This window comes from Mesorhizobium sp. WSM4846 (assembly GCF_055811415.1).
The window spans coordinates 1-23,809 of record NZ_JBVVPZ010000055.1; the positions used below are offsets into that span (position 1 = coordinate 1).

General features: G+C 63.4%; 24 protein-coding genes and 1 pseudogene. 16 read left to right on the forward strand and 9 right to left on the reverse strand.

The window, feature by feature from the left end; genetic code table 11:
- Positions 1–97: 97 nt before the first annotated feature.
- Positions 98–769: a ceramidase domain-containing protein gene (locus AC0L15_RS29645; protein WP_287248220.1), complete on the reverse strand. Its 672-nt coding sequence runs from the start codon at positions 767–769 to the stop codon at positions 98–100.
- A 178-nt stretch (positions 770–947) separates the two neighbouring features.
- On the opposite strand from AC0L15_RS29645, the gene AC0L15_RS29650 reads away from it, so the two are divergent.
- Together AC0L15_RS29650 and AC0L15_RS29655 are read left to right on the forward strand one after the other, a co-directional pair.
- The gene (locus AC0L15_RS29650; RefSeq protein ID WP_287222695.1) at positions 948–1,733 is read left to right on the forward strand and encodes a DUF1223 domain-containing protein; all 786 of its coding nucleotides are present in this window, start codon (positions 948–950) and stop codon (positions 1,731–1,733) included.
- A gap of 609 nt (positions 1,734–2,342) precedes the next feature.
- Positions 2,343–2,729, forward strand: coding sequence for a DUF2794 domain-containing protein (locus AC0L15_RS29655; protein WP_023803338.1), 387 nt, complete (start codon positions 2,343–2,345; stop codon positions 2,727–2,729).
- Here the strand turns inward: AC0L15_RS29655 and AC0L15_RS29660 are convergent, their stop codons facing one another.
- The 4 genes from AC0L15_RS29660 to AC0L15_RS29675 all read right to left on the reverse strand — a co-directional run bounded on the left by AC0L15_RS29660 (position 2,730) and on the right by AC0L15_RS29675 (position 7,700).
- Complete coding sequence (locus AC0L15_RS29660) at positions 2,730–3,302, reverse strand: GNAT family N-acetyltransferase (RefSeq protein ID WP_287248217.1); 573 nt, start codon at positions 3,300–3,302, stop codon at positions 2,730–2,732.
- 117 nt (positions 3,303–3,419) lie between these two features.
- Positions 3,420–4,199 carry a Bax inhibitor-1/YccA family protein gene (locus AC0L15_RS29665; protein WP_287248215.1) on the reverse strand — a complete coding sequence of 260 codons (780 nt, stop codon included), beginning with the start codon at positions 4,197–4,199 and terminating at the stop codon, positions 3,420–3,422.
- Between the two features lie 241 nt (positions 4,200–4,440).
- Positions 4,441–6,990: an ABC transporter permease gene (locus AC0L15_RS29670; protein WP_287248212.1), complete on the reverse strand. Its 2,550-nt coding sequence runs from the start codon at positions 6,988–6,990 to the stop codon at positions 4,441–4,443.
- Positions 6,990–7,700 carry an ABC transporter ATP-binding protein gene (locus AC0L15_RS29675; protein WP_473497962.1) on the reverse strand — a complete coding sequence of 237 codons (711 nt, stop codon included), beginning with the start codon at positions 7,698–7,700 and terminating at the stop codon, positions 6,990–6,992. Before AC0L15_RS29675 ends, AC0L15_RS29670 begins: the two co-directional genes overlap by 1 nt.
- A gap of 96 nt (positions 7,701–7,796) precedes the next feature.
- Between AC0L15_RS29675 and AC0L15_RS29680 the strand changes: the two genes are divergently transcribed.
- Positions 7,797–8,441 (forward strand): arylesterase, encoded by a 645-nt coding sequence (locus AC0L15_RS29680; protein ID WP_287248208.1) that lies wholly within the window; start codon positions 7,797–7,799, stop codon positions 8,439–8,441.
- A 139-nt stretch (positions 8,442–8,580) separates the two neighbouring features.
- A complete protein-coding gene (gene thpR / locus AC0L15_RS29685) occupies positions 8,581–9,177 on the forward strand; it encodes an RNA 2',3'-cyclic phosphodiesterase (protein WP_027153691.1) in 597 nt (198 codons plus the stop codon).
- Here the strand turns inward: thpR and AC0L15_RS29690 are convergent.
- Positions 9,081–9,599, reverse strand: a complete 519-nt coding sequence (locus AC0L15_RS29690; RefSeq protein WP_036262501.1) for a low molecular weight protein-tyrosine-phosphatase — start codon at positions 9,597–9,599, stop codon at positions 9,081–9,083. The genes thpR and AC0L15_RS29690 overlap by 97 nt on opposite strands.
- Positions 9,600–9,651: 52 nt before the next feature.
- On the opposite strand from AC0L15_RS29690, the gene AC0L15_RS29695 reads away from it, so the two are divergent.
- The 5 genes from AC0L15_RS29695 (at position 9,652) to AC0L15_RS29715 (ending at position 13,174) form a co-directional block, all read left to right on the forward strand.
- Positions 9,652–9,972 carry a 4a-hydroxytetrahydrobiopterin dehydratase gene (locus AC0L15_RS29695; RefSeq protein WP_287248205.1) on the forward strand — a complete coding sequence of 107 codons (321 nt, stop codon included), beginning with the start codon at positions 9,652–9,654 and terminating at the stop codon, positions 9,970–9,972.
- Between the two features lie 116 nt (positions 9,973–10,088).
- Positions 10,089–10,451, forward strand: a complete 363-nt coding sequence (locus AC0L15_RS29700; protein ID WP_023803329.1) for a YkvA family protein — start codon at positions 10,089–10,091, stop codon at positions 10,449–10,451.
- Positions 10,452–10,685: 234 nt separating this feature from the next.
- A complete protein-coding gene (locus AC0L15_RS29705) occupies positions 10,686–11,189 on the forward strand; it encodes an invasion associated locus B family protein (protein ID WP_128188235.1) in 504 nt (167 codons plus the stop codon).
- A gap of 273 nt (positions 11,190–11,462) precedes the next feature.
- Positions 11,463–12,698, forward strand: a complete 1,236-nt coding sequence (gene rlmN / locus AC0L15_RS29710; RefSeq protein ID WP_287248203.1) for a dual-specificity RNA methyltransferase RlmN — start codon at positions 11,463–11,465, stop codon at positions 12,696–12,698.
- Entirely contained in the window at positions 12,695–13,174 is a 480-nt protein-coding gene (locus AC0L15_RS29715) for a hypothetical protein (RefSeq protein ID WP_287248200.1), read from the forward strand. Before rlmN ends, AC0L15_RS29715 begins: the two co-directional genes overlap by 4 nt.
- On the opposite strand, the gene AC0L15_RS29720 is transcribed toward AC0L15_RS29715, so the two are convergent.
- Positions 13,146–13,787 carry a LysE family translocator gene (locus AC0L15_RS29720; RefSeq protein WP_287137802.1) on the reverse strand — a complete coding sequence of 214 codons (642 nt, stop codon included), beginning with the start codon at positions 13,785–13,787 and terminating at the stop codon, positions 13,146–13,148. The genes AC0L15_RS29715 and AC0L15_RS29720 overlap by 29 nt on opposite strands.
- 182 nt (positions 13,788–13,969) lie before the next feature.
- On the opposite strand from AC0L15_RS29720, the gene AC0L15_RS29725 reads away from it, so the two are divergent.
- The 3 genes from AC0L15_RS29725 to leuB all read left to right on the forward strand — a co-directional run bounded on the left by AC0L15_RS29725 (position 13,970) and on the right by leuB (position 17,614).
- Entirely contained in the window at positions 13,970–15,193 is a 1,224-nt protein-coding gene (locus AC0L15_RS29725; RefSeq protein WP_287248197.1) for an argininosuccinate synthase, read from the forward strand.
- A 708-nt stretch (positions 15,194–15,901) separates the two neighbouring features.
- Positions 15,902–16,279, forward strand: a complete 378-nt coding sequence (locus AC0L15_RS29730) for a RidA family protein (RefSeq protein ID WP_287194726.1) — start codon at positions 15,902–15,904, stop codon at positions 16,277–16,279.
- A gap of 231 nt (positions 16,280–16,510) precedes the next feature.
- Positions 16,511–17,614: a 3-isopropylmalate dehydrogenase gene (gene leuB / locus AC0L15_RS29735; RefSeq protein WP_287248195.1), complete on the forward strand. Its 1,104-nt coding sequence runs from the start codon at positions 16,511–16,513 to the stop codon at positions 17,612–17,614.
- A 59-nt stretch (positions 17,615–17,673) separates the two neighbouring features.
- Here leuB and AC0L15_RS29740 read toward each other — a convergent pair whose 3' ends face one another.
- Together AC0L15_RS29740 and AC0L15_RS29745 are read right to left on the reverse strand one after the other, a co-directional pair.
- Positions 17,674–18,357, reverse strand: coding sequence for a DUF805 domain-containing protein (locus tag AC0L15_RS29740; RefSeq protein WP_287248194.1), 684 nt, complete (start codon positions 18,355–18,357; stop codon positions 17,674–17,676).
- A 198-nt stretch (positions 18,358–18,555) separates the two neighbouring features.
- Complete coding sequence (locus AC0L15_RS29745) at positions 18,556–20,412, reverse strand: DEAD/DEAH box helicase (RefSeq protein WP_287248192.1); 1,857 nt, start codon at positions 20,410–20,412, stop codon at positions 18,556–18,558.
- 199 nt (positions 20,413–20,611) lie between these two features.
- Between AC0L15_RS29745 and AC0L15_RS29750 the strand changes: the two genes are divergently transcribed.
- The 4 genes and pseudogenes from AC0L15_RS29750 to AC0L15_RS29765 all read left to right on the forward strand — a co-directional run bounded on the left by AC0L15_RS29750 (position 20,612) and on the right by AC0L15_RS29765 (position 23,662).
- On the forward strand, positions 20,612–20,761 hold the full coding sequence (locus AC0L15_RS29750; RefSeq protein WP_287248191.1) for a hypothetical protein: 150 nt from the start codon (positions 20,612–20,614) through the stop codon (positions 20,759–20,761).
- 107 nt (positions 20,762–20,868) lie between these two features.
- The gene (locus AC0L15_RS29755) at positions 20,869–21,903 is read left to right on the forward strand and encodes an aspartate-semialdehyde dehydrogenase (protein ID WP_287137813.1); all 1,035 of its coding nucleotides are present in this window, start codon (positions 20,869–20,871) and stop codon (positions 21,901–21,903) included.
- A 322-nt stretch (positions 21,904–22,225) separates the two neighbouring features.
- Entirely contained in the window at positions 22,226–23,131 is a 906-nt protein-coding gene (locus AC0L15_RS29760) for a bestrophin family protein (RefSeq protein ID WP_023803762.1), read from the forward strand.
- A 125-nt stretch (positions 23,132–23,256) separates the two neighbouring features.
- Positions 23,257–23,662 (forward strand): annotated as a pseudogene (locus tag AC0L15_RS29765) (DoxX family protein).
- Positions 23,663–23,809: the final 147 nt, after the last annotated feature.

Below are 23,809 nucleotides of genomic sequence, written 5' to 3' on the forward strand. Positions count from 1 at the left end.
GGAGTAGGGGAGTAGGGGAGTAGGGCAGTAAGGCAGTAGGGGAAAAGTCGCCTCCGCTGCCTCATCCTATTCCCTACCGCCCTACCGCCCTACTGCCCTACTGCCCTAATTTCGGCCCTCCGAACCGCGCCGCCGCCGCCAGCAGCACGCCGAGCATCAGCCCGTTGAGGATGTGCCACAGGAAATGCGTGCCGAGCGGGAAGCTGCCGCAAACCAGCGGATCGATCGTCCTGAAGATGACCGACACGACGAAGATCGCCGAGCCCGCCAGATTGTACCAGCCGGCGCGGTTGCCGCTCGCCGCCACCCAGGCGCCGAAGAAGGCGAGCGCCAGGAAGGGCGGCAGGTAGCCGGTCGTGCCGTTCGATGCCTGGCGCAGCCAGTCCGGCACGGCCGAGGTCAACAACCCGGTGACGGCATAGAAGGCGAAGAAGATGGCAATCGCCTTGCCCCATTTCATAGCGAGGAAACGGCGCAGGTTGAACAGCGTGTAGGCCAGCGTGAACCCGGCGATCGGCAGCACGTCGGCCCAGACCGTGGCATGGTTGGCAAAGGTGTGGAACAGCGCCGAGCCGATGCCGATCGCCACCACCCACCAGGCCAGAATTTCGGCGAAGATGCCTGTGCCGCGCCGGCGCACCTCCCGGACACCCCACAGCCCGGCGACAAGAAAAGCCATATTGGTCAGTGCGTTGACCGGTTCGGCCCAGAACTGTGGCCCGACCCGCTCGCAGTACAGGTCGACCGGCGTCAGGAGCGTTTGCCACATGCTGATTGTCGCCCGAATCGGTATCTACCTTGAAGTGTAGCCCATCCTGTTGCGCCCTTGCAGTTTGTCGCAACGGTAGAATTTCACCGCAACGTGACTTCCCGTTGACTGCCGCTTCTGCCACATATTTCGTCAACCAGAACAAAGCCGGCCATCACCGGCGGGAGTCGAAACGGCCATGACACCTCGAAGACCATTGCGGCTTGCGGTATGTGCGCTGGCCCTTGCCAGCAATGCGCTGGCCGGCAATGTGCTTGCCGACGAGGCGAACCGGTCCCAGACAGATAAATCCCTGGTCGGCCAGCCCTTGGGCGTGGTCGAGCTCTTCACCAGCCAGGGCTGCAGTTCCTGCCTGCCGGCCGATGCGTTTTTCGCCGAGCTTGCCGCCAAGGAGAACATCGTCGCGCTCGCCTATCACGTCGACTACTGGGATTATCTCGGTTGGAAGGACACGCTGAGCCGCAAGGAGAACACCGAGCGGCAGTATGAGTATATGCGTGCCTTCGGCAGCCGCTCGGTCTATACGCCGCAGGCCGTTATCAATGGCCGCAGCCATGTCAACGGCGCCCGCCGCGAGGAAATCGACGGCGCCCTCGCCCGCATGAAAACATCCGGCGAAGGCATGCAGGTCGGCATCAAGGTCAGCCGGACCAGCGACCGCGTCATCATCGACGCCGGCGATGCCGGGAGCGGCCCCAGCGATGCCCATGTCGTCATCGTCTATTTCGACCCGCCGCAGACCATCAAGATCGGCAAGGGCGAAAACACCGGCCGCAGCATGACTTATTGGAACGCCGTCTCCGGCATCCAGACCGCCGGCATGTGGCACGGCAAGGCGCATCGCTACGAATTGCCGATGAGCGTGATTGCCAAGAAGGGCGGCTGCGCCGTGCTGCTGCAATCGGTGGGCAAGGACGGCATGCCGGGTCCCATCCTGGGCGCCGCCCTGATCCACAAGCCCTGAACGCCCTCTCCTTCTCCCCTGGTGGGGCCCGAAGGGCGGGCGAGGCCCGTGATTCGCCCCGGGTGGTGGGTCGGCGCGCGGCGTCGAGACGGAAGGGGGTGCAGGAAGGAATGAGGCAGCGGCGATTTCAAGCAAATTGCCAAGCTGCAACACCCCTCATCCGTCGCCTTCGGCGACACCTTCTCCCACAAGGGGAGAAGGGAAGGCCGCGCATTCACTCGGCCAATAAAATAAAAAACCGACGTCAGCTTGCTTCTGACGCCGGTCATTTAGGTTTTGGGATCGTCGCGCTCGATTTCTCCAGAGGAGAAACCGAGGTTGGTTCGATCCGACGCAGACCCGTGGGCGGGGGGCTTGGGGTTTACGAGCCAGTGCCGGACCGAACCGTCTCAGGCAACACCCGTAAATTCGTCGGAGATTGGGGCTTTAGCGCGGTTAAAAGAAGGCAGGATTGTGGCAAAGCATCACCAATTTCAACGGGCGTTTTTATAAACGTGACTGGACACCGCGGAAACGTTGCGCCGCCAGCTTTTGCCCAGCTGGGCTTGCAATTCCATGGCGAAAGCGCCAACTTTGATTGGTGTAAGATTCATTCGAAGGGATCGAGGCATGACTGATCACGGCAGTGGGACGGAGGATGGGGACGCATCCGCAATACTGATCCCGCTGCATGAGGCAAGACGTGAACGCCTCGACCAGCCGGTGCGGTTCGACCGGCGTGAATTGGACCAGATCCTGAGGCTTTACGGGCGCATGGTCGCCGCCAATGAATGGCGCGACTACGCCATCGACCATCTTGCCGACCGCGCCGTCTTTTCCGTCTTCCGTCGCACCAGCGAGGTGCCGCTGTTCCAGATCGTCAAGGATCCGAAGCTGGCGCGCCGGCAAGGGGCTTTCGCCGTCATCGCCGCCGGCGGCCGCATCCTTAAGCGCGGCCAGGAGCTTGGCCGCGTGCTTGGCGTGTTCGACCGTACGCTGAAACTTGTCGAGGCCTAACTACTTGTTGTGCTTCCGGAATCTCCGTTCCGGCAGTGAGTTGGGATCGGGCGGAACCTCAGACCCGCCATTGATCGGCAGTTGCATGAACACCGTGTCGAGCCAGCGTCCGAGCTTGTAGCCGGAGGCTTCCAGACGGCCCGAATGGCGAAAGCCGAGCTTTTCATGCAGCCGGACCGAGGCACTGTCCGGCCGACCGTCGCCGATCACCGCGATGATCTGGCGGAAGCCCGCCGCCTCGGCCGCCGCGATCAGCCCTTGCATCAGCTTCAGCCCGATGCCATGGCCCTTGGCCTCGGGCGCGACATAGACAGAATCTTCGACGATGAACCGGTACGCAGGCCGCGCCCGGAAGGCGCCGGCATAGGCATAGCCGAGCACGATGCCGGCTTTTTCCGCCACCAGATAGGGAAAGCCGCCGGCTATCAAACTGTCGAAGCGCTCGCCCATCTCGGCACGATCAGGCGGCTCCAGTTCGTAGCTCGCCGTGCCGTGGATCACCGCATCGGCATAGATGGCGGTGATCCGGTCGAGATCGGCCGCTGTCGCGCCGCGTATCGTGATGCTGCTCATAGTTTATGCAAGCCGTTCATCTGCCTTCTATCACAGCAAAGGCCGGCACAGAAGGAAAGGGCGGCCGTTGGGCCGCCCTTTCCAAATTCGCTGGTCCACAGACTCAAGGGGCCGTTGTTAACGGCGATCGCCCATGAACTGCAGCAGGAACATGAACAGGTTGATGAAGTCGAGATAGAGCCTCAGAGCGCCCATGATAGCCTTGCGGCCGGCGACATCAGTCTCGTCGCCCTCGAAATACATCTCCTTGATGTTCTGCGTGTCGTAGGCGGTCAGCCCTGCGAAGATCAGCACGCCGATCGCCGAAACGGCGAAGGAAAGCGCCGACGACTGCAGGAAGATGTTGATCACACTTGCGATGATCAGACCGACCACGCCCATGATTAGGAACGAACCGAGCCCGGAAAGATCGCGCTTGGTCGTGTAGCCGTAGAGCGACAGCCCGCCAAAGGCGGCGGCGGTGGCGAAGAAGGTCTGCGAGATGCTGGCGGTGGTGTAGACCAGGAAGATCGACGACAGTGACAGGCCGACGAGGCCGGCATAGACCCAGAACGTCGTCTGCGCGGCCGAAACGCTCATCGACTGGACGCGAAACGACAGGAACAGCACCGCTGCCAGGGGGGCAAAGATCACCAGCCATTTCAGCGGCGAGCCGAAGATCGCGTAGCCGAAGGATGTCAGCATATCGCCGTTCGGCAGCGTAGCGACCGCCGAAGCCGGATCGGTGGTGGTGGCCAGCATGATCGTTCCGACCGCGGCGAGGCCGGTGATGAGGAGGCCAAGCCCCATCAGATTGTAGACCTTGATCATATAAGCGCGCAGGCCCTGGTCGATAGCAGCATCGACGCCGGCGCCGGGCACGGCACGCGTCTGATAATTGCGAACGGGTTCAGCCATGGAAATCCTCATATTGCTTCTGCCCCGTCCGGTGTCCGGTCGATTTGGACCGAGGCGCCGCTGGCGGGGCTCCAGCATGCCTGCCGCGAAATATGATGGTTATTGGCGTCAAGAACAAGACCGTAACCGCGCGTAATGCTTCGTGAAGTAGCAAAAATCCGGATTTATCGGCCGTCCGAAGCCCAACATTAACAAGATTTAACCGAATCCCGGTCGCGTTGAGCTTGCCGATCCTTGCAGATCAGAGATTGCGCAGCACCGGCGCCGCCTTGTGGCCCAGCACCCGCCAGGTGCCGGCGAGGCCGATGCCGACCGTGACCAGCAAGGCAAAGACGATGGTTGCCACCGCCACGTCGGGCATGAAATGCGACGGCAGTGTCATGACGCGCGCGACAACGAACCACGCCGCAATGCCGCCTGCCGCCAGCGCGAAGATCGCAGTGGCGAGGCCGATCAGCATGTATTCCAGCGAAAAGGCCGCGATCAGCGTCTTCCTGGTGGCGCCCAGCGTCTTCAGCACCACCGCATCGTGGATGCGGGCGCGGTTGCCGGCCGCCAACGCGCCGGCCAGCACCAGCACCGAGGCGATCAGCGCCACGCCGGCCGAGGCCCTGATCGCGGTGCCGAGTTGCGCCACCAGCCGGTTGACGATGTCGAGCGCGTCCTTGACCCTGACTGTCGTCACCGCGGGAAAGGCACGGGTGACGGCGTTGAGAAGACGGGCATCGTCGGCCGGCGACGCGCCCTTTTCGGTCAGCGTCGCCAGCCAGCTGTGCGGCGCGCCGGCAAATGTGCTGGGCGAGAACACCATGACGAAATTGATGCCCATCGTCTCCCACTCGACCTGGCGGAAATTGGCGATCTTCGCCGTCACGTTGCGGCCGAGCACGTTGACGGTGACGGTATCGCCGAGTTTCAGCCCGATCTCTTTGCCTTCCTCGGCCGAAAACGACACCAACGGCTCGCCGGCATAATTGTCCGGCCACCATGTCCCTTCGGTCAGCGTCGCATTCGCAGGAATTCTGGCCTCGTAGGTCAGCCCGCGATCGCCGCGCAGCACCCAGGCCCCTTCCGCCGGGACCTTGACCTTGTCGACGTCGACGCCGTTCAGCGCCATCACCCGGCCGCGCAGCATCGGCACCTTGACCAGCGTGCCTTGCGGCGCCTCCCTGCCGACCAGCGCCGAGAAGGCATCGACATCGCTGCTCTGGATGTCGACGAAGAAGAAGTTCGGCGCCCGCTCCGGCAGGTTGCCGGAAATCTGCCGCCTGAGATTGCCGTCGATCAGCGCCAGCGTCACCAGAAGCGTCAGCCCCAGTCCCAGCGACAGCACCACCGACGGCGTCAAGGCGCCCGGCCGATGGATGTTGCCGAGGGCGAGCCTGAGCACCGTCGAGCCAACGCGCGGGCTCCTTTTGGCGGCCCACTGCACCAGCGCGCCGACAAGGCGCAGCACCAAAAAAGCAAAAATGGTGGCGCCGACGAAGATCGAGGCGATGTAGCGGTCGCCGGAAAACAGAATGGCCAGCGCCGCCAGCAGCAGCGCGATGCCGAGCGCCGCCGCCGTGTAGAGCGGGCGCGGAAAACCGCGGCCCTCAAAACCCATTTCACGAAACAGCGCCGTCGCCGGCACGTCGCGCGCCCGGCCGAGCGGCAGCAAGGCGAAAGCCAGCGTCACCAGCAGCCCGAACAGCGCCGCCATGCCGAGCGCGCCAGGATAGAATCCGCCTTCCGCCGGCACCGGAATGATCGACTGGAGCGCCGCGCTCGCCGCGAACGGCATCAGCGCGCCAAGCACGACGCCGAGCGTGATGCCAAGCACGGCGATCATCAGGATCTGCACCAGGTAGACGGCAAAGACGAAACCGCCCGAAGCTCCCAGGCTCTTGAAGGTGGCAATGACGCCGCGCTTGCCGTCGAGATAGGCGCGCACCGCATTGGCCACGCCGACGCCGCCGACCACCAGCGCCGTCAGCCCGACCAGCGTCAGGAACTGCGAAAACCGTTCGATATTGGCGGACAACGCCGGTGCTGCATTGCTGCGCGTGCGGATCGACCAGCCGGACTCGGGAAACTCCGCCGCCGCCTGATCCTGAATGGCTTTTATGCGCGTCTCGCCGGTGCCGCCGGGCAGGCGGACCTTGTAGGCGTTCTCGACCAGGCTGCCGGGCTGGATCAAACCGGAAGCGGCAAGCCCGTCGGTCGAGATCATCAGCCGCGGCGCAAAGCCGAAGCCGTCGGATACCGCGTCCGGCTCATTGACGAGCCGGACGCGCAGTTCGAAGGTGGCGCTGCCCAGCTTCAGCCGGTCGCCGATCCGAAGGTTCAGCCGCTCGAACAAAAGGTCGGGTGCGGCGGCGCCGAAAACACCGGATTGTTCGCCGAACAATTCCTGCTTCGACAGCACCGGCTCGGTCTGCAGCGCACCATAGAGCGGATAAGCGCCGTCGACCGCCTTGGCTTCGACCAGCGCCTGGTCGGAGCCGTCCTCGAGCCGCGCCATCGAGCGCATGTTGGCGCTGTGCGAGACCGTGCCCAGCCCGTCAAGGAAGACCTGCTCGGCTTGCGTCGCGGCGCGCTGATTGAGCTGGAAACGAAGATCGCCGCCGAGCAGCGACTGGCCTTCGTTGGCGACACCGGCGGTAATCGCCCGGGCCACCGAATTGACACCGCCGATCGCCGCGACGCCAAGCGCAATGCAGGCAAGGAAGATCAGGAAGCCGGACAGCCCGCCGCGCATCTCACGCAGCGAGAAGCGGAAGGCGAGCTTCAGCGTGCGCGACAGCGGCATCAGGCCGGCACTTTGCCAGGCTTTGGAACTGGTCCTGGCGCATCCTCGATCCGGCCCGACCGCATCGATACCTGCCGGGAGCAGCGTGCGGCGAGCGCCGGATCGTGGGTGACCAGCACCAGCGTCATGCCGCGCTCGGCCGCTTTGGCGAACAAAAGATCGGCGACCTGCCGTCCCGTCGCCTGGTCCAGATTGCCGGTCGGCTCGTCGGCGATCAGGATGCGCGGCGAAGGCGCCATTGCCCGGGCGATCGCCACACGCTGCTGTTCGCCGCCGGACAATTCGCCGGGATAGTGAGTGACGCGATCGCTCAAGCCCACCGCCACGAGCTCCCGCGCCGCCACCCCGAACGGATCGGCATGGTCGGCTAGTTCCAGTGGCACTGCGACATTTTCGAGCGCCGTCATGTTGGGAATGAGGTGGAAGGACTGGAAGACGATGCCAATGTTTCGCCCACGAAACGATGCGATCTGATCCTCGCTCTTGCCGTTCAGCAATTCGCCGGCGATTCGTACCGTACCCGAATCGACCCTTTCCAAACCGGCCAAAACCATCAGCAGCGTCGACTTTCCCGAGCCCGACGGCCCGACAATGCCGGTCGCCTCGCCACTTGCCACGTCGAGGGTGACGCCTTTCAGGACATGGACGGAAGACGCTCCTTCCCCTAGTGTCAGCGATACGTTTTTCAGCGCGATGACGGCTTCTGTCAAAATAAAATCGTCCTATATGGGATCCTATATGGGAAAGGGAGGGCAGAATTCGCCTACCGCCAGTATAATGTTCTCGGTCATATGGGGCCCTGCCGCATGGCTTTCAAACACCGACTTGCCGCAGCCTTCGTCCTTTTCCTCGGAATTTGCGGCGCCATTTCTTCGGCGCGCGCCGAGCCGTTCAAGATCGTCGGCTTCGGCGACAGCCTGATGGCAGGCTTTGGCCTCGGACCGGACGAAGGCTTCACCCGGAAACTTGAGGCAGCACTCGGCGCCAAGGGCCACGATGTGACCGTCGCCAATGCCGGCGTATCCGGCGATACGTCGAGTGGTGGCCTGTCGCGGCTCGACTGGTCGGTGCCGGACGGCACGCAGCTTGTCATTCTCGAACTCGGTGCCAACGACATGCTGCGCGGCGTTTCTCCCGATATCACCCAAAAAAATCTCGACGCCATGCTGGCGAAGCTGAAGCAGCGCAACATCGCCGTGCTGCTGGCCGGCATGCGCGCCGCCCCCAATCTCGGCGCCGACTACCAGAACGGCTTTGACGCTATCTTCCCGAAACTGGCGGAAAAACACGGCGTCCCGCTCTATCCATTCTTTCTCGACGGCGTCGCCGGCGAACCAGCTATGCAACTTGAGGACGGCCTGCACCCGAATGCCAAGGGCGTCGACCGCATGGTCGAGCGCATACTGCCGGATGTCGAGAAAGCCATTGCCGTGGTTAAGGGCAACTCTTGAAGGGACCGGATTTCGATGATGCTACGCATTCCCCGCACGATTTGATTTTAGGCCAGGTGCAACCAACAAACCGCTTGCCCCGCTCGATTTTCGATGATTCGCTAGGGGCAGAGTTCGATTCGAGGACAGGAGGCTTGCCATGCCGCGTCTTTTCACCGCCCTCGAAATACCGCGTGATGCCGCCCTTTCGCTGTCCCTGCTCCGGGGCGGCCTGCCCGGGGCCCGTTGGATCGACGTCGAGAACTACCATATGACGCTGCGCTTCATTGGCGATGTCGAGGGCCATGTCGCCGACGAGATCGCCAACGCGCTCGACCGTGTCCACCGCCCGTCCTTCGCGCTGACACTGTCCGGCGTCGGCGCCTTCGGCCAGAAAAAACCGCACGCGGTGTGGGCCGGCGTCTCCTTCTCGCCCGATCTTGCGGCGCTGCAAGCCGAGATCGAGCGCATCTGCCAGCGCCTCGGCATCCCCGCCGACCCGCGCAAATTCATGCCGCATGTGACGCTGGCCAGATTGCGCAATTCGAGCCCGCTCGACGTCGCCCAGTATCTCTCGGCGCGCGGCAATTTTTCGACGTTGCCCTTCCGTGTCGGCCGCTTCGTCCTGATGTCGTCGCGCGATTCGGTCGGCGGCGGACCCTACATCGTCGAGGAGGCCTGGCCGCTGTCGGGCGCCGACAGCCGCGCCTCGAGCCGCGTCGCCAGCGCCTCCGACGCTTCGCGGATCATGCGGTAGACCGAGGCAAACGCCTCCGGCCCCTGATGATAGGGGTCCGGCACGTCGCCCACCTTTCCCTCGGCGAACTGAAGGAACAGATGGACACGGTCGCGCATGGCGGCAGGCACCAGCGCTTTAAGATCCCGGAGATTCGATCGGTCCATGGCGAGAATGAGGTCGAAACGCGAAAAATCGTCCGGCGCCAGCTTGCGCGCCGTCTGTCCGGAAATATCGACGCCGTGCCGCTTGGCGATCGAGATCGAGCGCGGGTCGGGTGCCGAACCGGCTTCCCAGTCGCTGGTCCCGGCCGAATCGAGCAGGATATCCCGATCGAGGCCGCGCTCTGCCAAGACGGCGCGCAACACGCCCTCCGCCAGTGGCGAGCGGCAGATATTGCCGAGACAGACAAAGAGAATGGATTTTATCGGCTTGGCGCTCATCGATCCGGCACTATGCTGAAGACTGCAAATCCAGATAGCACGGGAAGCGACCATGGCGAGAGAGAAACTGGGCAGGGAGGCGGTCGCCGAGGCGCTGGCCGGGCTCGACGGCTGGTCGCTGGCCGAGGATGGCGGCTCGATCGCGCGCAGCTTCACCTTCAGCGATTTTTCCGAAGCCTTCGCCTTCATGACCCGCGTCGCCCTGGCGGCGGAGACGATCGACCATCACCCCGACTGGTCGAACGTCTACAACACCGTGAACGTGACGCTGAACACCCATGATGCCGGCGGCCTGACCGCGCTCGACTTCGAACTGGCCAAGACGATGAACCGCTATTTCGGTCAGGTCGTTGGAGATCTGTCGACGCCGTAGCCTGATTTTTCAGACCGCGGAACGGCCGAGCTCTTGTAGTGGACTGGCGCTTTCACCACATTTTCCGCTGGCAGGCGCGCGTGGAACGCCATGCGCAGCCTCGCTAGGAGAGACTGATGGCGCAAAAATCAGGTTTTGATTTCTTCGGCTTTGGCGGCAAGCCGGGCGACGAGAGCGAAGTGCGCGAGAAATTCTGGCGTACGGCCAAGCGGGCTGCCCGGCAGATCCCGTTCATGGAGGAACTGGTCGCCGCCTACTACTGCGCCATGGACAAGAACACGCCGCTGCGCGCCAAGGGCATCCTGGTGGCGGCGCTCGGCTATTTCGTGCTGCCGGCTGACGTCATCCCCGACTTCGTCCTCGGACTGGGCTTTACCGACGACATCGCCGTGCTGACCGCCGCGATCACCACCGTCAAAGCCCACATCACATCGGCGCATCGGCTCGCCGCCAAACAGGCGATTGCCGACAACGGCTGAGCCGGCGATAAGGCAGAAAAGTCAAACTCTTGCCGCTTTCGTGGCATCCAAGTCGCGAAAGGGACGTTGCAACTGCCGCTTTCGAGCGACGGGCGCAAGGATGGCGGCGGTTTCCTGGGGTGGATGTCCTTTTCCTGAGGGAACTTCACCGTTTGGTAACCCAGATTAAATCAAAATGAAGCGACGGGCAGGACGCCGAGCCGGCCTGCCTCCGCACCATATATGGGAAAAGCGATGCGCGGATTGATTGCTACAATTTCGAGCCTGGCACTGGTGGCCGTGACAGCGCCGGCTCTGGCGCAGTCGGCAACCAAGATCGGCCAGCACAATGCCTGGGGCACCTACAGCTACCAGGCGTCGGGCGGCAAGGTTTGCTATGTGTTGACCGTGCCGACCGACAAGCAGCCGCCGACGCTTGACCATGGCGACATGTTCTTCTTCGTCAGCCAGCGGCCGGGACAGCAAGTGTCTTACGAGCCGCAATTCATCGCCGGCTACAATTTCCAGGAAAACTCCAAGGCCACCGTCACCATCGACGGCAAGAGCTTTTCGATGTTCACCCGCGGCAAGTCGGCCTGGGTCGAAAACGCCGCCGAGGAGCCGGTGCTGATCGCCGCGATGAAAACCGGCAGCGACATGAAGGTGCAGGCGAAGTCCGGCCGCGGCAACACCACCACCTATGTCTTTTCGCTGAAAGGCATTTCGGCGGCGCTATCGTCCATCGCCAGGTGCAAATAGCCAAAGTTAGGTGCGGACTTTCCTTCTCCCCTTGTGGGAGAAGGTGGCCTCGTGAAACGAGGTCGGGTGAGGGGTGTTCCAGGGAAAGCCAACGCCTCATTCCTTCCAGCACCCCTCATCCGTCTCGGCGCTGCGCGCTGATCCACCTTCTCCCACAAGGGGAAAAGGAAACCGCCGCCCTGCATGACTCCGCCGTCAAGCTGTGCTATGCGCCGCGCTTCATTTCGGGCACGATGCTGTAATCGGCCGTAAATCGCTTATGTTGGCGCAACAATGACCCTCTCATTCGACCTTACCACTGAAGGCGCCCGTGATGCGTTGCGCGCCCGCGCCACGCCGGCCGAAAAACCGTCGCTGATCGGCCTGACCCGCGCCGAGCTTGGCGCTGCGCTCGTTGCATCAGGCATCGTGCCGGAGCGCCAGGCCAGGATGCGCGCCCAGCAGCTCTGGCACTGGATGTATGTGCGCGGCGTCTCCGACTTTGCCGGTATGTTCAACATCTCCAAGGATCTGCGCGCCGAGCTCGGCAAGCATTTTACCGTCGCCAGGCCCGAGATCGTCGAGGAGCAGATTTCCTCCGACGGCACGCGCAAATGGCTGTTTCGCTTCCCGCCGCGCGGTGCCGGCCGGCCGGTCGAGATCGAAACCGTCTACATTCCCGAAGAAGGCCGCGGCACGCTCTGCATCTCCTCACAGGTCGGTTGCACGCTGACCTGCTCCTTTTGCCACACCGGCACGCAGAAGCTGGTGCGCAACCTGACCGCGGAGGAAATCCTCGCCCAGCTTCTGACCGCCCGCGACCGAGTCGGCGATTTCCCCGACCGCGACACGCCTGATGGCGCCGTCGTTCCGGCCGAGGGCCGGAAAGTGTCCAACATCGTCATGATGGGCATGGGCGAGCCGCTCTACAATTTCGAGGCGGTGAAGAAGGCGCTGCTGATCGCGTCCGACGGCGACGGGCTTTCCCTGTCGAAGAGACGCATCACGCTGTCGACTTCCGGCGTCGTGCCGGAGATCTTCCGCACCGGCGACGAGATCGGCGTCATGCTGGCGATCTCGCTGCACGCCACCAATGACGATCTGCGCGACCTTTTGGTGCCGATCAACAAAAAATATCCATTGAAAGAGCTGATTGCCGCCTGCCGCGCCTATCCCGGCCTGTCGAACGCCCGCCGCATCACCTTTGAATATGTGATGCTGAAGGACGTCAACGATTCGATCGAGGACGCCAAGGGGCTGATCAAGCTGCTAAAGGGCATTCCGGCCAAGATCAATCTGATCCCGTTCAATCCGTGGCCGGGCACCAACTACCAGTGCTCGGACTGGGAGACGATCGAGAAATTCGCCGACTACATCAACAATGCCGGCTATGCCTCGCCGATCCGCACGCCGCGTGGCCGCGATATCCTCGCCGCCTGCGGCCAGCTCAAGTCGGAGTCCGAGCGCATGCGCAAGGTCGATCGGCTCGCCCTGGAAGCAATGATGATCGCGGGGCACGGCGAGGCGTGAACCGCCTTGTCGCCTACTTCATCCGCTTCGCCATCATCCTGATCGGCTATGGCGTCGCCGCGCTGGCGGCCAGCGCCTTCCTCAACATCATGTTCCTGGCGTCGCTGGGCTACACGCCGGAGCATGTGCAGCCGGCGGCGACGGCCTCGCTGTATTTTTCAATCCCCTTCGTTGCGCTGTTCGTCGCCTATTTCGCCTTTGTGCCGGCAGCGGTGGCGATTCTCGTCTCGGAAATCCTCGGACGGCGCGACTGGCTGTTCTATGCGCTGGCGGGCGCAGTGGTCGCGGCGGTCTTCCTCGGCTTCGCCCACCAGACCGCCGACGCCAATTTCGAGATCACCGACCCGCGCGTCGTCGCTGCCGTGATCGGCAGCGGCATGGTCGGCGGCATTTTCTACTGGCTGAGCGCCGGGCGCTCGGCCGGAAGCTGGCGCCAAGCCGGAAGGTCTACTTCGCCTGGGCGGTCAGGATCTTGAGCGCGAAGGCCGAAAACACCCCGGCGAACAGATAGTCGACGGCGCGCGTTACCCGCGGGCTTGCTTTCATCGCTGCCGAGAATTTTTCTGCCGCAAAGACCATAGGCGCTGTCACCGGGATCGACAAAACGACGAACATCGCGCCGAGGAAGAACAGTTTTCCGGGCGCGTTGGGATCATGGGCCGAGACGAACTGCGGCAGGAAGGTCATGAAGAACAGGATGATCTTCGGGTTGAGCAGATTGACGCCGAGCCCCGCCGCCCAGGCGCGGAACAGCGAGATCTCCGGCCCGCTCTTCTTCTCGGGCGAAAACGCCGATCCCTTGGTGATCGCTTGCCACGCCAGGAAGACGAGATAGGCAGCGCCGAAGATCTTCAGGGCCAGGAAAGACATCGGCGAGGCGACGATCAACGCCGAGATTCCTACCACCACCAGCGTGGTGTGGATCAGCGTGCCGAACAGCGCGCCGGCCATCGAGGCAAAGCCGGTGGCGCGGCCATGGCTCAGCGTGCGCGACACGAACAGCGTCATGTCGGGCCCCGGCGTGATCGCCAGGATCACGGTGGCGATGGCGAACTGGATCAGCGTGGTGGTGTCGGGAATGAAGGACATCTGCGGGCCCCTGGATAAAGAAAGCGCAGCCTATACCGCAAGCGTCTTCTCCGCACCAGCGACTGGCCGGCACAAGGGCTGATCCAGTATGCCAGCAGCGACCGAGGGACCGTTCGTCTCTTGCGCAGCCCGGAAAGGCCGTGATACCTCGCCCACAAAGAACCCTGTCGCGGAACAGCCAAATGTCGAAAGCAAAAGCCGTCAAGAAGGTCGTGCTCGCCTATTCCGGCGGCCTCGACACCTCCATCATCCTGAAATGGCTGCAGACCGAGCTTGGCGCCGAGGTGGTCACCTTCACCGCCGATCTCGGCCAGGGCGGCGAGCTGGAGCCGGCGCGGCGCAAGGCCGAGATGATGGGCATCAAGGACATCCGCATCATGGATGTCCGCGAGGAGTTCGTTTCCGACTTCGTCTTCCCGATGTTTCGCGCCAATGCCGTCTATGAAGGCACCTATTTGCTCGGCACCTCGATCGCCCGGCCGCTAATTTCCAAGCACCTGGTCGAGATCGCCAAAGAAACCGGTGCCGATGCGATTGCGCATGGCGCCACCGGCAAGGGCAACGATCAGGTCCGTTTCGAGCTTTCGGCCTATGCGCTCAATCCCGACATCAAGGTCATCGCGCCATGGCGCGACTGGTCGTTCAAGTCGCGCACCGACCTGATCAACTTCGCCGAGCAGCACCAGATCCCGGTGCCGAAGGACAAGAAGGGCGACGCGCCTTTTTCGGTCGACGCCAATCTTTTGCATTCGTCCTCCGAAGGCAAAGTGCTGGAAGACCCGTGGGGCGAGCCGCCGGAATTCGTCCACCAGCGCACCATCTCGCCGATGGACGCGCCGGACAAGGTCACCGAGATCGAAATCGAATTCCTGAAGGGCGATCCGATCGCGCTCGACGGCAAAAAACTGTCGCCGGCGACGATGCTGGCGGCGCTCAACGACCTCGGCCGCGACAACGGCATCGGCCGGCTCGATCTTGTCGAGAACCGTTTCGTTGGCATGAAATCGCGCGGCGTCTACGAGACCCCCGGCGGCACCATCCTGATATCAGCCCACCGGGCGATCGAATCGATCACGCTCGACCGTGGCGCCGCCCACCTCAAGGACGAGTTCATGCCGCGCTACGCCGAGCTGATCTACAACGGCTTCTGGTTCGCGCCCGAGCGCCTGATGCTGCAGGCGATGATCGACAAGAGCCAGGAAGACGTCGAAGGCACGGTGCGGCTGAAACTCTACAAGGGCAACGTCATCGTCACCGGCCGCAAGTCGAACAAGACGCTCTATTCCGACGCGCTGGTCACCTTCGAGGACGACCGCGGCGCCTACGACCAGAAGGACGCCGAAGGCTTCATCCGCCTCAACGCGCTGAGGCTGCGGACGCTGGCGGCGCGGGGCCGAAAAAGCTAGCCAATATCTCTGCACGGAGGGCTTTTGGCTCTTTTGACTGAACCTCCAGAGGACGGTAGGTGGTCACTGGTGGCCGGCCTGCCTCCAGCCGCCAATCTCCAACGTTGGCGATTTGCCACAGGCCACCACGCCTTCGTCATCCTAGGGCGGGGCGACGCGAAGCGGAGCGCAGACCCTGGGATCCATTCCGTGACTTCAGCCGTAGAATGCTGCGGCTCAGAACGGCGCTTGTATCCACCACTGCGCCAATGGAAGACCGACTGATCGAGAAGACCAATCCAGAATGGGTCGAGCTTTTTCGCGGAACGGGGTGGTAGCGTTCGGTTCTGGTCCGCAGGAGCACTGCCGCGAGGTGACGGCATGGATCCAAGGGTCTGCGCCGCGTCGCGTCGCTCCTTGCTTCGCCCTGGGATGACGAAGTGGAGGATGTTTCGGCCAATCTCGAATGTCATTGCGCCCTGCCATGAAATCGCCGCTGAACGACGTTCGCTGCCGCTCGGCTTCCGGGACGGAGATCACTGCGTTGGCCGATGCCTGTTCCGCTGGGCCTTGAGGAGTTCGAGCCGCCTCGCTCGACCTCGCTGCGATCGAACGCAGGGCCGACATGCCTGCCTATAACGGTTTTGCACTGTCGATCCACCCCCGCCTGGCCCTAGCCGGAAGGCACTTCTTCAGCTCAATATCGCCTGAAGAATATGCGAGGGAACCATGCGAAAACTGATCTCCACCGGCTCGCCCTTCGAGAAGGCCGCCGGTTATTCACGCGCGGTGGTACAGGGCGACTGGTGTTTCGTTTCTGGAACGACCGGCTACGACTATGCGACCATGTCGATGCCGGAGACGGTCGAGGCGCAGACGCGCAATTGCCTGGCAACGATTGCCGAGGCGTTGCAGGATGGCGGCTTCGAGATGGCCGATGTGGTGCGGGCGCATTACTACATCACCGACGCGGCTTTCGTCGACATCGTCTTTCCGCTCCTCGGCGAGGTGTTTGGCGACATCAGGCCGGCGGCAACGATGATCGTCTGCCAGCTCAACAAGCCGGAAATGAAAATCGAGATCGAAGTGACGGCACTGAAGCGCTGAGTTCGGCGACGGTGCAGGAGCTTGCGCGACCTTGTCGAGGCGCGATCATCGACAAACATGCTCTGAACCAAAGGCTTGCGCATAGCCCACTGGGCGTTTAGCAAGGCCGCGGCTCACGACAGCGCCGCGCATCCTTTGGCCGCGCAAAGGACGCTGTAGAATTTTGTTTCTGCGCATGATCCTTTCCGAAATCGATTCCGATTTCATGCGCCACAGTTAGGATGGTTCAGGATGGCTTCGAAAAATCTTCTCCTGCTCGCCGGCGATGGCATCGGCCCCGAGGCGATGGCCGAAGTGACGAAGCTGATCGCCGCCATGAACGTCAAGCTCAACAGCGGTTTTGTCACCGATGAGGGGCTGGTCGGCGGCTGCGCCTATGACGCGCATGGCGCGGCGATTTCCGATGCCGACATGGCCAAGGCGATGGCCGCCGACGCGGTGCTGTTCGGCGCCGTCGGCGGGCCGAAATGGGATGCGGTGCCGTATGAGGTGCGCCCGGAAGCCGGACTGCTGCGGCTGCGCAAGGACATGGAGCTGTTCGCCAATCTCAGGCCGGCCATCTGCTATCCGGCGCTGGCGGCATCCTCCTCGCTCAAGCAGGAGGTGGTCGAAGGGCTCGACATTCTGATCGTTCGCGAGCTCACCGGCGGCGTCTATTTCGGCGAGCCGAAGCAGATCATCGATCTCGGCAACGGCCAGAAGCGCGGCATCGACACCCAGGTCTACGACACCTTCGAGATCGAGCGCATCTCGGGCGTCGCCTTCGAGCTGGCACGCACGCGCAAGAACCACGTCACCTCGATGGAAAAGCGCAATGTGATGAAGTCGGGCGTGCTGTGGAACGAGGTCGTCACGCAGACGCACAAGGCCAGATATGGCGACGTCAAGCTCGACCACATGCTGGCCGATGCCGGCGGCATGCAGCTGGTGCGCTGGCCGAAACAATTCGACGTCATCGTCACCGACAATCTGTTCGGCGACATGCTGTCCGACATCGCCGCCATGCTGACCGGCTCGATCGGCATGCTGCCGTCGGCGTCGCTCGGCGCGCCGGATGCCAGGACGAAAAAGCGCAAGGCGCTCTACGAGCCGGTGCACGGTTCGGCGCCCGACATCGCGGGCAAGGGCATCGCGAACCCGATCGCCATGATCGCCTCCTTCGCCATGTGCATGCGCTATTCCTTCAGCATGGTGACCGAGGCCGATCGCCTGGAAAGCGCCATCGCCGCCGTGCTCGACCAGGGCTTGCGCACCAGGGATATTCTTTCCCCTGGCATGACCGAGGTCGGCACCGCTGAGATGGGCGACGCGATCATCGCCAGGTTCCTGGGCTGACCCTGTGGCGGTCGACGTCCGCCCGGCTTCCAGCCCCTCAAAATCGTTGTGTCGAGCTGCTAGGCCCTGACGCCCGCCGGCACCGGGCCCCACTGGTTTTCACTGGCCTGCGTTGGGATCAGCGCGAAGACCAGGATGATCAGCCAGCCGATGGTCGGGATGAGCACCGCCAGAAAAAGCCAGCCGGTCAGGCCGATGTCGTGCAGGCGACGCACGTTCAGTCCGATCCAAGGCGGGATTGTCGCCAGCACAAACGCGCCGCAAAGACCGACCGTCGCTGCCGGCAATTCGTCAAGATCGCCCATGGCGTCGTCGATGAAGAGGCCGACGCCGACGACCACGATCAGCGCGATCGTCCAGAACAGGCAATAGCCCCCATATTCCTTGCGGCGGGCACGGCCGGAGAAATTGAAGTAATTTTCAGTCAGGCCCCGCCGGAAGTAGCTCCAAAGGTCGGTGGCGGGAGCATTTTCGGCGAAACGGCCGAAATGTTGCGGCGCCACGGGCGCATTGCCGGCCTGAGACGGGGCCACGGTTGCGTCCGTCGGACTGGCGGTTTGGGCGCGGACCAAAAAAACGTCGCGTGCCCGTCCGCCAGCCGGCTGGAACTCGATGGCCGTGCCCCTGCCTATCGTCGCCGCTCGGCGCAGATCCTCGCGCGCGAACGTGTAGCGGTTGCCGTCGGCTCCGTTGATGAAACCAAAACCCTGGTCCTCGTCATAATGAAGCACTTCGCCGCGCATGCCCTGCCCCTCGTCCCGCTGGCCAGACTGTTCAAAGTTGCGGCAGACCGCAAGGGGTACAGGCGCGGGAGCATCGCTTCAGACAAAAGATAGCGCGCCACTCGTGTTGAAGACTACCAACCGTGGAAGTCTGAATCGATTGCCTTGGCGAGGGCCAGCCCTTGCAGGCCATGACAAGCCAAGGATGCCGGCAAATCGCTAAGCCGGCCGCTTCTTCCCTTTCTTGCTCTTGGCGGGTCCGGCCTTGTCGAATTTCGGCTTGCTTGCCTTCCCGGCCCAGGGCTTTGCCTCGAATGCGGCGGGGCGCTGATCGGCTGACGGTGCGCGCTTCTCGAATTTGGGCGCGTTCTGGTCGAACGTCCGCTTGCCGCGGTGCGGCTTCTTGTCCGGCCGAGGCTCCTGATAGCCGGCTCGCGACAGGTCGGGCGTGCCGTCCAGCCGCTTCACTGCGATGTTGTTCTGCAGCTTGCGGTCGGGCCCGATCGTCTGGAGAAACCGGTCGGCCCAATCCGCCGCGATCTGCACGAAGGTTTCCTCCGGCTGCATCTTGATGGCGCCGATCTCGCGCTTGGAGATGCCGCCGGTCCTGCATAGCATCGGGATCAGCCAGCGCGGCTCGGCATTCTGCCTGCGTCCCACCGACAGCGAGAACCAGACGCTGTCGCCGAAATCGTCGCGGCGGCTTGGCGCCTCGTCGCGACGGGCAGATCTGTCGCCAGAGGGCCTGTCGCCCGATGGCGTGAACGGAGCGACGTCTAGGAGATCCTCGGGCGCCGAGCGGCTGGAGCGGCACAGACGCACGAAGGCGGCGGCCACCTGATCGGGGCCGTGCTGCTCAAGAAGCGCATTGATGAAGCCGCGTTCATCATCCGTCACAGGCTCGCTGAAAACCGGGTCGGCGAGGATGCGCTCGTCGTCGCGGCGCAGGACGTCGTCGGCCGAAGGCGGGCTTGCCCAAGTCGCCGCAAGGCCAGCGCTTTGCAGCAGCCGTTCGGTGCGCCTGCGGGCATTGTTGGGCACGATCAGCGCGCTGACACCCTTGCGTCCCGCCCGCCCCGTCCGCCCGCTTCGGTGCAGAAGTGTCTCCGGATTGGTCGGCAGGTCGGCGTGGATCACCAGTTCGAGGTTGGGCAGGTCGATGCCGCGCGCCGCCACATCGGTGGCGATGCAGACTTTGGCGCGGCCGTCGCGCATCGCCTGCAGCGCGTGGCTGCGCTCGTTCTGGCTCAGCTCGCCCGAAAGCGCGACGACGGAAAAGTTGCGGTTGTTGAAGCGCGCGGTCAGGTGATTGACGGCAGCGCGCGTGTTGCAGAACACCAGTGCGTTCTTCGCCTCGTAATAGCGCAGCACGTTGATGATGGCATTTTCCCGGTCGGCCTGGGCTACGCTCAGCGCCCGGTATTCGATGTCGAGATGCTGCTTTTCCTCGCCGGCAGCCGAGATGCGCACCGCATCGCGCTGGTAGCCCTTGGCCAGCGTGGCGATGGCGCGCGGCACGGTGGCCGAAAACATCAAGGTGCGGCGCTCGGCCGGCGCGGCGTCGAGGATGAATTCCAGATCCTCGCGAAAGCCGAGATCGAGCATCTCGTCGGCCTCGTCCAGCACCACTGCCTTCAGCTCGGACATGTCGAGCGAATTGCGGGTGATGTGGTCGCGCAGTCGGCCGGGCGTGCCGACAACGATATGGGCGCCACGCTCCAGCGTGCGGCGCTCGGTGCGCATGTCCATGCCGCCGACGCAGGACGCTATCGCTGCGCCGGTCAGTTCGTAGAGCCATTCGAGCTCGCGCGTCACCTGCAAAGCAAGCTCCCGCGTCGGCGCCACGGCCAGCGCCAGCGGTGCGGCGGCATGGGAAAAGCGCTCGGCGCCGTCGAGAAGGGTCGGCGCCAGAGCCAGCCCGAAGGCGACGGTCTTGCCGGAGCCGGTCTGGGCGGAAACCAGCGCATCGGCCTGCCCGAGCTCGAGAACCGCCTTCTGCACCGGCGTCAGCTCGACATAGCCGCGTTTTTCCAGCGCCTTTGCCAGCGCGGGGACAAGTGCTTCGAAATTGGACATTTCACTCTTTCGGAATTCGGATTCTTTTATGCCCGGCAATGGGTCATCCGTAGGCGAGCGCCAGGAGCGCCACGAGCCAAACGATCCAATCGTTCGTACTTCGTGCCGCCGCCATTGTACAGGGCAAGCCGCCTCGCCGGGTCGCGATTGACTCTTTACGCAAACTGCGTAAAAGCCGGCACCGAATGGGGTAGTTTCGATGCGCGGCCTTTTGATGGCGCTTCTTGCCTTCGACGTCCCCGGCCGCAATGCGAACCATTGGGCCGGGCGTCTCGGCGCGTCTGCTCGTTCCAGAAAAACCACGTTCTTGGCCAAAAAAACCGGTAAAACGACCACAAAAACGGTCTGATTCCCTTGGCCTAACCACCCTCTCCCGGGTCCGGCCCGGGGGTTGAAACCCGCATCGGCCGGCGGGTTTTCTCCAAAGAAACCGAGCGGAGAGGACAGGAGATTTCGATGAGTTTCAAGGTTGCAATCGTCGGCGCCACGGGCAACGTGGGTCGGGAAATGCTCAACATACTGGAAGAGCGCGGCTTTCCGGTGAGCGAGGTGGTGGCGTTGGCCTCGCGGCGCAGCCAGGGCACTGAAGTGTCGTTCGGCGATCGCACGCTGAAGGTCAGGGCGCTCGACCAATATGATTTTTCCGATACCGACATCTGCATCATGTCGGCCGGCGGCAACGTGTCGAAGGAATGGTCGCCGAAGATCGGCAAGCAGGGCTGCGTCGTGATCGATAATTCGTCGGCCTTCCGCTACGACCAGGACGTGCCGCTGATCGTGCCGGAGGTGAACCCGGACGCGATTTCGCTGTTCACCCGCAAGAACATCATCGCCAACCCGAACTGCTCGACGGCGCAGCTGGTCGTGGCGCTGAAGCCGCTGCATGACTTCGCCACCATCAAGCGCGTCGTCGTCGCCACCTATCAATCGGTGTCCGGCGCCGGCAAGGAAGGCATGGACGAGCTGTTCACGCAGACCCGCGCGGTGTTCGTCGCCGACCAGGTCGACGTCAAGAAGTTCACCAAGCGCATCGCCTTCAACGTCATCCCGCACATCGACGTCTTCCTCGACGACGGCTTCACCAAGGAAGAATGGAAGATGGTCGCCGAGACCAAGAAGATGCTCGATCCCAAGATCAAGCTGACGGCGACCTGCGTGCGCGTGCCGGTGTTCATCGGCCATTCGGAAGCGGTCAATATCGAATTCGAAAAGCCGATCACCGCCGATGAAGCACGTGAGATCCTGCGCGAAGCGCCGGGCTGCCAGGTTCTCGACAAGCGCGAGGACGGTGGCTACATCACGCCGCTGGACTCGGCCGGCGAGGACGCGACTTTCATCTCGCGCATCCGCGAGGATTCGACCGTCGACAACGGGCTGTCGATGTGGATCGTCTCCGACAATCTTCGCAAGGGCGCGGCACTCAACGCAGTGCAGATCGCCGAATTGCTGATCGAGCGCGGGCTGATCCAACCGAAGAAGAAGGCGGCGTAACTTCTCGCTCACGGGCCGTATCGCCGCTGCCGCGGCGGGCCCCCCGCGGGGGCGCCGGACGACCGGCGGCCCGCAGTCGCGGGCTCGGCCTTCGGCCGGTTAGCTCCCTTCTCCCCGTTCACGGGGAGAAGGTGCCGGCAGGCGGATGAGGGGCGGCACCGGCGCCTCAGTTAGGTCGCGTCGGGCCGGCATCACCTGGCCCTGCTCTGCCCTCAAACCGGCAAGACGACATCGCCGTGTCGCTGGCGGCTGGGCTTGTGCGTGTATTGCGTCGCACAATGGAACCGATCAGGATCATTGCCGGTCCGTGAAAGGGGTTTCGATGATCGTTCGCCCGCGCCCGGGATTTTTGCATCTGTTCTTCATCATGCGCGGCTCGGTGGTGCCGCGCATCCTGCCGCAGATCTTCGGCTTCGGCATTTATGGCGCACTGGTGGTGCTGGCGGTCAGGGCCCTGCAGCTTGACCTCGGCAATGCCGGGCCCGCGCCGCTCGCCTTGCTCGGTGTGGCGCTGTCGATCTATCTCGGCTTCCGTAACAATGCCGCCTATGACCGCTGGTGGGAGGCGCGCAAGCTGTGGGGCCAGCTTGTGTTCGACATTCGCAATCTGGCGCGCGCCAGCACCGGGTTGATCGAGGATCGGGTCGAACTGCGCGGGCTGCTGATGGAGGCGATCGCCTTCTGTCACTTCCTGCGCGGCCTGCTTCGGCGGGTCGATGCCACGACCGAAGCACGCGCGTTCATCGATGAAGCGGCCGAAAGTGCTGCCAAGCTGGCCAACCCGCCAGACGCCATGCTACGGCGGATGGGCGAGCGAGCCGCGGCGTTGTACAGGGCCGGCGCAATCGATGTCATGGGCTACCGCATTCTCGACGAGCGCCTGTCGCAAATCGCCGCAGCACAGGCCGGCTGCGAGCGCATCATGGGAACACCGCTTCCGTTTGCCTACACGCTGCTGTTGCAACGCACCGCCTATATCTTCTGCCTGCTGCTGCCGTTTGGGCTGGCCTCGACTGCCGGTTGGGCGACGCCGCTGTTCACGGCGCTGATCGCCTACACTTTCTTCGGCCTTGACGCGCTTTCGGAGGAACTCGAGGACCCGTTCGGCACCGAGGCCAACGATCTCGCCCTCGACGGTCTGTGCCGCGTCTGTGAAATCTCGGTGTTCGAGGCGCTCGGCGAAGCGCCGCCAAAAATGATCCCCGCCAAAAAATACTATTTTTCCTAGGGTTTGTTCCCGCGCTCACCGAAGCACCGTGCGCTTGGAAAAATCATAGTCGTGTCGGATCGCCGCCTCACGCCGCGTCCTTGGTTCGACCCTCGCCAAGAGGGCTCGAAACAACCGGAGGACCAATGACCATGTCTCAAACAGCATCCGTCACGCCGAGCGCGCTGTGGACCGGCCGAGGGCTCAGCGCCCTCATCGTGCTGTTCATGACCTTCGACGGCGTCATCAAGCTGCCGCCGCTCGATATCGTCACCCAGACCATGGTGCAACTCGGCTGGCCGGCCGATCCCGATGTCTCGCGCATGCTCGGCATCGTCGGGCTGGTCTCGACCGCGCTCTACGCGGTGCCGCGCACCTCGGTGCGCCGTCCTGCTCACCGCCTATCTCGGCGGCGCCATCGCGACCCACGCGCGTCTTGGCAGCCCGCTATTCTCGCACACATTGTTCGGCGTCTATCTCGGCCTCATTCTGTGGGGCGGCCTTTTCCTGCGCAATCCCGGGGTGCGCTCGCTGATCCCGCTCAGCCGATAGCGGCGGCGTCAAAAGCCGTTCGATGGCGGTCGCGCCGCCAGAGAGAGGGCCATCTGCCGCCACCCTCTTCCTTGCCCTTGGATCAAATCGCCCGGTTGCGAGTTAGACGAGGTGGGGTGAGGACGGAAAACCCCATTTGGGAGGAGC

Excerpts from the sequence above, each read along its gene's own strand:
- AC0L15_RS29645 (WP_287248220.1), bottom strand. The coding sequence starts at position 769 with ATGTGGCAAACGCTCCTGACGCCGGTCGACCTGTACTGCGAGCGGGTC.
- AC0L15_RS29650 (WP_287222695.1), top strand. The coding sequence starts at position 948 with ATGACACCTCGAAGACCATTGCGGCTTGCGGTATGTGCGCTGGCCCTT.
- AC0L15_RS29655 (WP_023803338.1), top strand. The coding sequence starts at position 2,343 with ATGACTGATCACGGCAGTGGGACGGAGGATGGGGACGCATCCGCAATA.
- AC0L15_RS29660 (WP_287248217.1), bottom strand. The coding sequence starts at position 3,302 with ATGAGCAGCATCACGATACGCGGCGCGACAGCGGCCGATCTCGACCGG.
- AC0L15_RS29665 (WP_287248215.1), bottom strand. The coding sequence starts at position 4,199 with ATGGCTGAACCCGTTCGCAATTATCAGACGCGTGCCGTGCCCGGCGCC.
- AC0L15_RS29670 (WP_287248212.1), bottom strand. The coding sequence starts at position 6,990 with ATGCCGCTGTCGCGCACGCTGAAGCTCGCCTTCCGCTTCTCGCTGCGT.
- AC0L15_RS29680 (WP_287248208.1), top strand. The coding sequence starts at position 7,797 with ATGGCTTTCAAACACCGACTTGCCGCAGCCTTCGTCCTTTTCCTCGGA.
- thpR (WP_027153691.1), top strand. The coding sequence starts at position 8,581 with ATGCCGCGTCTTTTCACCGCCCTCGAAATACCGCGTGATGCCGCCCTT.
- AC0L15_RS29690 (WP_036262501.1), bottom strand. The coding sequence starts at position 9,599 with ATGAGCGCCAAGCCGATAAAATCCATTCTCTTTGTCTGTCTCGGCAAT.
- AC0L15_RS29695 (WP_287248205.1), top strand. The coding sequence starts at position 9,652 with ATGGCGAGAGAGAAACTGGGCAGGGAGGCGGTCGCCGAGGCGCTGGCC.
- AC0L15_RS29700 (WP_023803329.1), top strand. The coding sequence starts at position 10,089 with ATGGCGCAAAAATCAGGTTTTGATTTCTTCGGCTTTGGCGGCAAGCCG.
- AC0L15_RS29705 (WP_128188235.1), top strand. The coding sequence starts at position 10,686 with ATGCGCGGATTGATTGCTACAATTTCGAGCCTGGCACTGGTGGCCGTG.
- rlmN (WP_287248203.1), top strand. The coding sequence starts at position 11,463 with ATGACCCTCTCATTCGACCTTACCACTGAAGGCGCCCGTGATGCGTTG.
- AC0L15_RS29720 (WP_287137802.1), bottom strand. The coding sequence starts at position 13,787 with ATGTCCTTCATTCCCGACACCACCACGCTGATCCAGTTCGCCATCGCC.
- AC0L15_RS29725 (WP_287248197.1), top strand. The coding sequence starts at position 13,970 with ATGTCGAAAGCAAAAGCCGTCAAGAAGGTCGTGCTCGCCTATTCCGGC.
- AC0L15_RS29730 (WP_287194726.1), top strand. The coding sequence starts at position 15,902 with ATGCGAAAACTGATCTCCACCGGCTCGCCCTTCGAGAAGGCCGCCGGT.
- leuB (WP_287248195.1), top strand. The coding sequence starts at position 16,511 with ATGGCTTCGAAAAATCTTCTCCTGCTCGCCGGCGATGGCATCGGCCCC.
- AC0L15_RS29740 (WP_287248194.1), bottom strand. The coding sequence starts at position 18,357 with ATGCGCGGCGAAGTGCTTCATTATGACGAGGACCAGGGTTTTGGTTTC.
- AC0L15_RS29745 (WP_287248192.1), bottom strand. The coding sequence starts at position 20,412 with ATGTCCAATTTCGAAGCACTTGTCCCCGCGCTGGCAAAGGCGCTGGAA.
- AC0L15_RS29750 (WP_287248191.1), top strand. The coding sequence starts at position 20,612 with ATGCGCGGCCTTTTGATGGCGCTTCTTGCCTTCGACGTCCCCGGCCGC.
- AC0L15_RS29755 (WP_287137813.1), top strand. The coding sequence starts at position 20,869 with ATGAGTTTCAAGGTTGCAATCGTCGGCGCCACGGGCAACGTGGGTCGG.
- AC0L15_RS29760 (WP_023803762.1), top strand. The coding sequence starts at position 22,226 with ATGATCGTTCGCCCGCGCCCGGGATTTTTGCATCTGTTCTTCATCATG.